Here is an 8,216-nt window from a genome sequence, read left to right on the forward strand (position 1 = left end):
GGGCGTCGCGCATTGGCGCAGGGGGCATGTCAGGCTCCGGGTAATGGCGCTGGGCAGTTGCGCTTCATCCAGCCAGCGTAAGCTGCGGTTTTTCCATGCCAGCACCCCACGGGTATATTTGGCGCTGGCATGCTCACCCGAGAGGGAGGCGGCGTCTAAGGCTTGTGCTTCTATGTTATGCACGCCGTCGACGTCATCCACTGGCAGCACCACAGGCCCGCCATGGGCGGCGACAATGAGCATACGCGGCATAACGCGCGGCGACGGGTTGACGGTAACCGTAGGATCCAGCCCCAGCAGATCGACCAGTGACAAGCACGGCACCAGCGCACCACGCACATTGACCACCCCGTGCAGCGCCCGTGAGCGCTGGTGCGGCAAGGAGTGAATGGCTTGCATACTGGCCACTTCGTCTAGGCAGATCGTGTTCAAACCCAACCATTCGCCGCCCAAACGAAAGACCACCAGAGAGCGTGTTGCGACTTTTTGTTCATGGTCTTGCTGGGCGAGGTTTTCTTGATATTCCTGCTCGAATGAGTAGCGATCCAGCAAGCGTGTAGCGGCTGCGGCATATACCGCGCAATTGCGGCAATGAATATGCTCTGGCAATAAGGGGCAGGACTTGTCCCCGTAGATGCCAATGCGATTCCAGCAGTCATCAATGGCCTGAGCTTCGTCATGGATCAAGCTTTGGGCGGATAAACCTCTCATTGTTTGCGCTCACTGTGAACCGAACGTTGGTGACGGGCAGATCGCTCATGCAAGCGCTGAGCGCCTGCCATATCACCTTGAGAAGCCAATAGTGCGGCAAGGTGCGCCAGCGCTTCTGAGTGCTGAGGTTCTAAGTACAGCGCCTTGCGATAAAAGCTTTGCGCCTGAGGGATTTGCCCGTCGACGTCACTGAGTAAACCCAGCCAGTAGAACACTTGCGCATGCGGACCATGTTGTTGCAAAAACTGATCACAAACCTGCCGCGCATCACTGCTCTTACCTTGGTTGGCCAAGTTTGCGATCTGCTCCAGTAACGCCCGCTCACCCTCAAGGCTTGGCTCAGGACTCTTCGCACGGGGCATGGCTGCGGGCGGCCGTGGTGCAAAGGGCCGCACGGTCGGCGGTGGCACAGGTCGGGCTGGCGGCATCGGCGCAAGCGGTGCCTGCACCGGGCGTGCAACAGGCGCCGGCTCAGGATTGTGGCAAAACGCAAACGACTGCGGAGCACCGATCGAATGCATTCCCAAGCGGCTCAACAGGCTACCCTCGGCGGGGCCGATAAACAGCGCGCCGTCGGCACGGGTTAATCGCTTAAGGACGTCCAGCGCTTGGTATTGGGTATTGAGATCGAAGTAAATCAACAGGTTGCGGCAAAACACAATGTCATAAGGCGCTTGATGGGCGAACAGTGTGGGGTCCAGTAAGTTGCCGACCTTAAAACTGACCTGCTCCTGCACGCGCTCCGACAGTTGGTAAGCGTCATTCACAGCGGTGAAATAGCGATCACGGAAGCCAATGTCCTGCCCCCGAAATGAGTTTTTGCCATACAACGCTGACTGTGCCCGCACCACGGACAATGGGCTGACATCCAAGGCTTCAACCTTGAACTGATGGCCGGCAATTGCGGCATCAAACAGGGCCATTGCAATCGAGTACGGCTCCTCGCCGGTCGAACAGGGCACGCTCAAGATCCGCAGGGTTCTAAGCCCGGCCGTCTCAGCCAAGCGCTGTTTGGCCAAGCGACCTAAGGTAGCAAACGATTCGGGGTAACGAAAAAACCAGGTTTCCGGCACGATGACCGACTCGATCAACGCCTGCTGTTCATCATGGGAACTGATCAGACACTGCCAGTACTGATCGTTATCAGCCACGTTCAAGGCTAAACAACGCTGACGCACAGCACGCTCAATCATCGCCAGACCAACGGACGCCACATCCAGACCAATACGCTGCTTCAAAAAATCGAAAAAACGTTGATCGTCACTCATACGAGCCCCTGCGTACCGGCGTCATCTAGGCTCGGAGGAAAAAGCAGCGCACACACCGCAGGGCTTAGCAGATGGTCGACACGAATCCACTGCAGCAAGCCCTTCGCGTCTTGGCGTACGGGGCCTAGATACGGCGTGTCGTGGTTATCCAAGCCGTAGGGCTGAAAGTCCGCCGGATTACAACGCAGGGTATCGCTCGCCTGCTCGAGCAGCAGCCCTAGCCGTTTGCCCCGGTAATGGACCAGCACCAAACGGGTACTGGTGCGCTCGACAGCTTCAAGACCAAACGTCATGGCGCTGATATCAATCACCGGCACCATCTGAGCGCGGTGCGCAAATACGCCGGCCACCCAAATCGGAGCGTGAGCAATAGGTTTAAGCGCCAAACGCGGCAGCACTTCGACCACCTCAGTCGCCAATAAGGCATAGCGCTCGGTGCCGATGTAAAACACCAGAAACAGGCGATTACTCGGCGCCACGACGGCCGTGCGTTTGGATAAAAGCTCGCTCATCAGACTTTAAAACGCGAAACGCCACTGCGCAGTCCAACGGCAACCTGACTGAGTTCGTCGATCGCGAAACTGGCCTGACGCAAGGACTCTACGGTCTGACTGCTGGCATCCCCCAACTGCACCAGCGCAAGATTAATTTGTTCGGCTCCGGTGGCTTGGGCCTGCATCCCTTCATTGACCATCAGCACACGCGGCGCCAAGGCTTGAACCTGGTGGATGATTTGCGACAGTTGCTCGCCCACTTGTGTCACCTCGGCCATGCCGCGGCGCACTTCTTCGGAGAACTTGTCCATGCCCATCACGCCGGCAGACACGGCGGACTGAATCTCACGCACCATTTGCTCGATGTCGTAGGTAGCCACAGCCGTTTGGTCGGCCAAACGCCGAACTTCGGTGGCGACCACTGCGAAACCACGCCCATATTCACCCGCTTTTTCAGCTTCGATGGCGGCGTTAAGCGACAACAGGTTGGTCTGATCGGCGACTTTAACGATGGTCACAACCACTTGGTTAATGTTGCCGGCTTTTTCATTGAGAATGGCTAACTTGGCGTTGACCAAGTCGGCGGCGCCCATCACCGAATGCATGGTTTCTTCCATGCGAGACAAACCTTGCTGCCCGGAGCCAGCCAAGATCGACGCTTGATCAGCAGCCGAGGTCACTTCCGTCATAGTGCGGACAAGATCACGGGAGGTAGCCGCAATTTCGCGAGAGGTCGCACCAATTTCGGTCGTCGTGGCTGCGGTTTCAGTCGCCGTCGCTTGCTGTTGCTTGGAGGTAGCGGCAATCTCAGTGACCGAGGTGGTGACTTGCACCGAAGAACGTTGGGCCTGAGACACCAATGCCGTGAGCTCGGTCATCATGTCGTTAAAGCCGGTCTCAACTTCGCCGAACTCGTCTTTACGGTCCAAGTTCAAACGCGAGCTTAAGTCACCGGAGCGCATGACTTGAAGAATCGTAACAATCCGCTTCATTGGCGACATGATGGCTTGCATCAGCAGGAAACCACAGAGCGCCGCAGCCAAGACAGCAATGACCAATGAAACAATCATGCTGACTTTAGCGGTGGTTACCGCATTGGCAATGGTTTCTGTCGCGGCATCGGCGGTGGTGCGATTGCTGTCAATGATGGCGTTGAGCTGTTTACGCCCGGCTGCCCATAACGGGGCCAGTTGCGCATTAAGCATTGCGCTGGCTTGCTCGGTTTGGCCGTCTTCATACAGCTGCAGAACATCAGCCAACGCCTTGGAGTATTGAACGTGGATGCGCTCAAACTCATCAAACTCGACGCGGTCTTGGTCCTCAAAAATGGTCGTTCGGAAGTTATTCAGCTCACGAACAATTCGATCTTCGTAGCTGGCATACAGCTTACGGTCTTCGGCAGTCAGGTCCCGTTGAGAGGCTGAACCCAGCAGCTGCAAGGTCAAGATATAGCTATCAACCCAGGCACTGCGCACCATCGAGCTGTAATACACCCCTGGGATCGAGTCATTTCGGACTGTCTCTTCGCTCGATTCAATCGAAACTAAGCGAGAGTAAGACGCGACTACCATCAACAACATAATGGCGATGATCACCGCAAAGCTCGCCAAAATGCGTTGGCGCAACGTCCAGTTCTTCACAGTCAATCCTCGGGGGGCGATTCAAATGAACGGCAGTATAGCCGAGGGTGCGTGATGATTCTCACGGAGGTTGAGACTGATCTCACATCAATCAGTAAAAATACTTACAAGAACACAGAACCTGTGTTCTCAAGCCAAATACGCGCCAGCATCGGTGCATCCAGATGACGACACAAAAAGACCACAATGATGAGCTGTAGGAGCTGTATGAGGTAGGAGCTGCCGCAGGCTGCGATCTTTTGTGTTTAACGATCAAAAGATCGCAGCCTGCGGCAGCTCCTACCTCATACATAGAGGGTTTAACCTACTTAGGCTTGGGCTTCTTTGACTTGGGTTTCCAGCTCAACGACTAGCGCCGGGTCAAGTTTGAGTTGCTTAGCCAGTTCATCCAAATAGGCCCGCTCACCGAACGCTTCTTCATCAATCAAGATCAAGCTGGCGATGTACATTTCGGCAGCTATTTCGGGAGTGGTTGCAGCACGGGCCACTTCGGCCGGGTCTAGCGGTTTGTTCAGCTCAAGGTGCAGCCATTGCTGCAATTGCGGGTCGTGTTGGAGTTTACTCAGCTCGCCCTCAATCAATTGGCGCTCACGATCGTCAATGTGTCCATCTGCCTTGGCCGCCGCGACCAAAGCTTTGAGAATCGCTTGGCTATGCTCTTCTACTTGCACGGCAGGCACACGGTCAATGGTTTGCGGTGGATGCTCAGGGGCCTTGCCCTGATTTGCCTGCCAGTTACCGTAGGCTTTGTAGGCCAGCACACCCAAGGCCGCTAAACCTCCGTAGGTCAATGCCTTGCCGCCGTACTTACGCCCACGTTTACTGCCCAGCAACAGGCCAAAGACACTGGCTGCCATAGCCCCGCCTCCAGCCCCCGAGAGCAGACCGCCGAGCTTGCCAGATCCCAGTAAGTCACCCAATCCGCCTTTTTTGGCGTTGGCGTCAGGAGCGCCGGTTTGTTGCGTGCCGGTTTTTTTCTCCAGTAGTTCTTGGCCAGACTTCAGCAGCTGATCGAGCAATCCGCGGGTGTTCATAAGCAAGCTCCTCGTTATGGGTTCAGATTAGGGCTACTCAGTCACGTAGATCCGATTCGTGAATCGGTTGGTCGCGATGAGTCGCACGTTGGTACTGAGCAGGCCATGTTGCTTTTTTACCGCCCAGATCATCATCGGCATGCAGCGGCCAATACGGATCGCGTAACAGTTCACGGGCCAATAGAATCAAGTCCGCCTGCCCAGTACGCAAGATGTGCTCAGCCTGTGCAGGCTCGGTGATCATCCCGACAGTGCCGGTGGCGATGGCGGCTTCTTTGCGCACGCGCTCGGCAAATCGAGTTTGATAGCCAGGCCCAACGGGAATTTCTGCCGAAGCCGCTGTGCCGCCCGAGGACACGTCAACCAAGTCGACACCCAACGCTTTCAGGCGCCGTGCCAATTCAACCGTTTCGTCGGGGTTCCAGCCATCTTCGACCCAGTCGGTGGCCGAGACGCGAACAAAGACTGGAAGCTCTTGTGGCCAGACTTCACGCACGGCTTCGGTCACTTTCAGCACCAAACGAATGCGATTCTCGAAAGAACCACCGTATTCGTCGAGTCGTTGATTGCTCAACGGCGACAAAAATTGATGCAGCAAGTAACCGTGAGCAGCGTGAACCTCAACCACAGAGAAGCCCGCTTCAAGCGCGCGCTTGGCGGCATCAACAAAGGCTTGAATGATGCCTTGGATTTGCTCTGTATCCAGTTGCTTAGGTGCAGTGTGGTTAGGATCAAAGGCAATGGGTGAAGGCCCCACCGGCACCCAACCGCCCTCGTCCACTTTGACGCTGCCGTGTTTGCCCAACCAAGGGCGATGAGTACTGGCCTTACGCCCGGCATGCGCCAGTTGAATACCCGCCACGGCCCCTTGGGCGCGAATAAAGCGAGTGATACGTTGCAGGGGTTCTATGTGCTCGTCTTTCCACAGCCCGAGGTCTTGGGCGGTGATCCGGCCATCGGGGGTGACAGCGGTTGCTTCGGTAAAGATCAGACCGGCACCGCCAACGGCGCGGCTGCCTAAGTGAACCAAATGCCAGTCATTGGCCAGCCCATCGACGGCGGAGTATTGGCACATCGGTGAGACAGCAATACGGTTAATAAGGGTCAGTTGGCGCAGGGTATAGGGTTCGAGCAACAAACTCATGAGTCACCTCTTATTCCGATGGATAGGCTCCAAGCATGCCTTAGAGCTTAGTCGACAACAATGAATGAGGTGGGGTTCAAATGAGCGGGTGAGGCGTAGATCTTCTGGAGCGAGCTTGCTCGCTCCTACACTTGCAGGGCTTAGCGCGGTTCGATGTGGGCGATCATCAGTTGCACGGTTTCGTTGCCACGAAACTCATTGAGGTCAAGTTTGTAAGCCAGCTCAACCCAGCGGATGGTCGGGTTAGGCCACACTTCGCGGTCGACTCCGAAGGCTATGCCGTCCAGCTTGACGCTGCCGCATTCAGTCTTGAGCACTACTTTTAAGTGGCGCTCGCCCACAATGCGCTGTTCCACCAGTTGAAAAACCCCGTGAAACAGCGGCTCTGGAAAGTGCTGCCCCCACGGCCCGGCATGACGTAGAGCGCGGGCCAATTCAAGGTGAAACTCTTCAACCGACAAACTGCCATCAGACAACAGTCGCCCGGTAAGGTCTTCTTCGCGCAGTTGACGTCGGACTTCTTCGTCAAACACTTGGGAAAACAGCGGGAAGTTAGCCTCAGGCAAGGTAAGCCCCGCGGCCATGGCGTGGCCGCCATATTTGCTGATCAAGTCTGGGTGTTGCGCCGCGACCACGCTCAGTGCATCGCGAATGTGAAAGCCCGGTACCGAACGTCCGGAGCCCTTAAGCATGCCGCCACCTGCATCTGCAAAGGCAAAGGTCGGGCGGAAGTAACGCTCTTTGAGGCGTGACGCGAGAATCCCGATCACCCCTTGGTGCCACTCGGGGTCGAACAGGCACAAGCCAAACGGCATGCTGTCCAAGGTCAGCTCCTTGAGCTGGGCCAACGCTTCACGCTGCATGCCCTGCTCAATGGATTTGCGGTCTTGGTTCATGTCATCCAACTGAGCAGCCATTTCTCGCGCTGCGTCAGGGTCATCGGTTAGCAGGCACTCGATGCCTAGGCTCATGTCATCCAAACGACCCGCAGCATTGAGCCTTGGCCCGAGGATGAACCCCAAGTCCGTGGAGGTGATGCGTGTGTGATCACGTTTCGCGACTTCAAGGATCGCCTTAAGCCCTGGCCGCGCGCGTCCAGCACGGATTCGTTCGAGCCCCTGATGCACCAGAATCCGGTTATTGGCGTCTAGCGGCACCACGTCCGCCACGCTGCCCAGCGCCACCAAGTCGAGCAATTCGGCAATGTTTGGCGCTTTGACGTTTTTGTACCACCCCAGACTGTTAAGGCGCGCACGCAGGGCAATCAGAACGTAAAAGATGACCCCGACCCCGGCCAGCGCCTTACTAGGAAACTCGCAGCCAGGCTGGTTGGGGTTGACGATGGCATCGGCTGCCGGCAGCTCGTTGCCCGGTAAGTGGTGATCGGTGACCAACACGCTCAGCCCAGCTTTTTTTGCTGCGGCCACTCCTTCAACGCTGGAAATTCCGTTATCGACAGTAATCAATAACTGCGGTGTGCGGGTTAGCGCCACCTCAACGATTTCGGGCGTCAGGCCGTAGCCGTACTCAAAACGGTTGGGCACTAGGTAGTCGACATGGGCGGCACCCAGTAAACGTAGCCCCAGCATGCCTACAGTACTGGCCGTGGCGCCATCAGCATCAAAGTCACCAACGATCAAGATGCGCTGACGCTGCTCAAGCGCCATTACCAGTAAATCCACCGCCGCGTCGATGCCCTTGAGCTGTTGATACGGGATCAGCCGCGCCAAGCTTTTGTCCAGTTCAGTGTGAGATTGCACACCGCGAGCCGCGTACAAACGCGTCAGCAGGGTCGGCATTTCGCCCAAGAAAGGCAGGGTTTCGGGCAGTGGACGGGGTTCGATGCGCATAACCGGGAGGTAAGTCTCTAGTTTTAAAAGTACAGATAAAGATCGCTTGAAAACACAACGAGCGAAGACACGACA

The 8,216-nt window shown here is 56.5% G+C and carries 7 protein-coding genes; all 7 read right to left on the minus strand.

The annotated features are described in order from the left end of the window. Window positions 1-711 (minus strand): chemotaxis protein CheW (locus AQS70_RS05940; RefSeq protein ID WP_156355031.1); only part of this gene is annotated, 711 nt, incomplete at its 3' end. After that, window positions 708-1,979, minus strand: coding sequence for a CheR family methyltransferase (locus AQS70_RS05945; protein ID WP_055101979.1), 1,272 nt, complete (start codon window positions 1,977-1,979; stop codon window positions 708-710). The genes AQS70_RS05945 and AQS70_RS05940, both read right to left, overlap by 4 nt. After that, entirely contained in the window at window positions 1,976-2,491 is a 516-nt protein-coding gene (locus AQS70_RS05950) for a chemotaxis protein CheW (protein ID WP_055101980.1), read from the minus strand. The genes AQS70_RS05945 and AQS70_RS05950 overlap by 4 nt, the downstream gene beginning before the upstream one ends. Beyond that, window positions 2,491-4,113 carry a methyl-accepting chemotaxis protein gene (locus AQS70_RS05955; protein ID WP_055101981.1) on the minus strand — a complete coding sequence of 541 codons (1,623 nt, stop codon included), beginning with the start codon at window positions 4,111-4,113 and terminating at the stop codon, window positions 2,491-2,493. The genes AQS70_RS05950 and AQS70_RS05955 overlap by 1 nt, the downstream gene beginning before the upstream one ends. A 308-nt stretch (window positions 4,114-4,421) precedes the next feature. Beyond that, on the minus strand, window positions 4,422-5,147 hold the full coding sequence (locus AQS70_RS05960) for a tellurite resistance TerB family protein (protein ID WP_055101982.1): 726 nt from the start codon (window positions 5,145-5,147) through the stop codon (window positions 4,422-4,424). 37 nt (window positions 5,148-5,184) lie between these two features. Next, window positions 5,185-6,291, minus strand: a complete 1,107-nt coding sequence (locus tag AQS70_RS05965; protein WP_055101983.1) for an NADH:flavin oxidoreductase/NADH oxidase — start codon at window positions 6,289-6,291, stop codon at window positions 5,185-5,187. Between the two features lie 140 nt (window positions 6,292-6,431). Beyond that, entirely contained in the window at window positions 6,432-8,141 is a 1,710-nt protein-coding gene (recJ, locus tag AQS70_RS05970) for a single-stranded-DNA-specific exonuclease RecJ (RefSeq protein ID WP_055101984.1), read from the minus strand. Between the last annotated feature and the right edge of the window lie 75 nt (window positions 8,142-8,216).

It is taken from the genome of Pseudomonas endophytica (assembly GCF_001411475.1).
In the GTDB taxonomy this organism is placed as follows: Bacteria; Pseudomonadota; Gammaproteobacteria; order Pseudomonadales; family Pseudomonadaceae; genus Aquipseudomonas; species Aquipseudomonas endophytica.

Bases quoted from the DNA above. Each gene is read 5' to 3' on its own strand.
- AQS70_RS05945 (WP_055101979.1), bottom strand. From the start codon at position 1,979: ATGAGTGACGATCAACGTTTTTTCGATTTTTTGAAGCAGCGTATTGGT.
- AQS70_RS05950 (WP_055101980.1), bottom strand. From the start codon at position 2,491: ATGAGCGAGCTTTTATCCAAACGCACGGCCGTCGTGGCGCCGAGTAAT.
- AQS70_RS05960 (WP_055101982.1), bottom strand. From the start codon at position 5,147: ATGAACACCCGCGGATTGCTCGATCAGCTGCTGAAGTCTGGCCAAGAA.
- AQS70_RS05965 (WP_055101983.1), bottom strand. From the start codon at position 6,291: ATGAGTTTGTTGCTCGAACCCTATACCCTGCGCCAACTGACCCTTATT.
- recJ (WP_055101984.1), bottom strand. From the start codon at position 8,141: ATGCGCATCGAACCCCGTCCACTGCCCGAAACCCTGCCTTTCTTGGGC.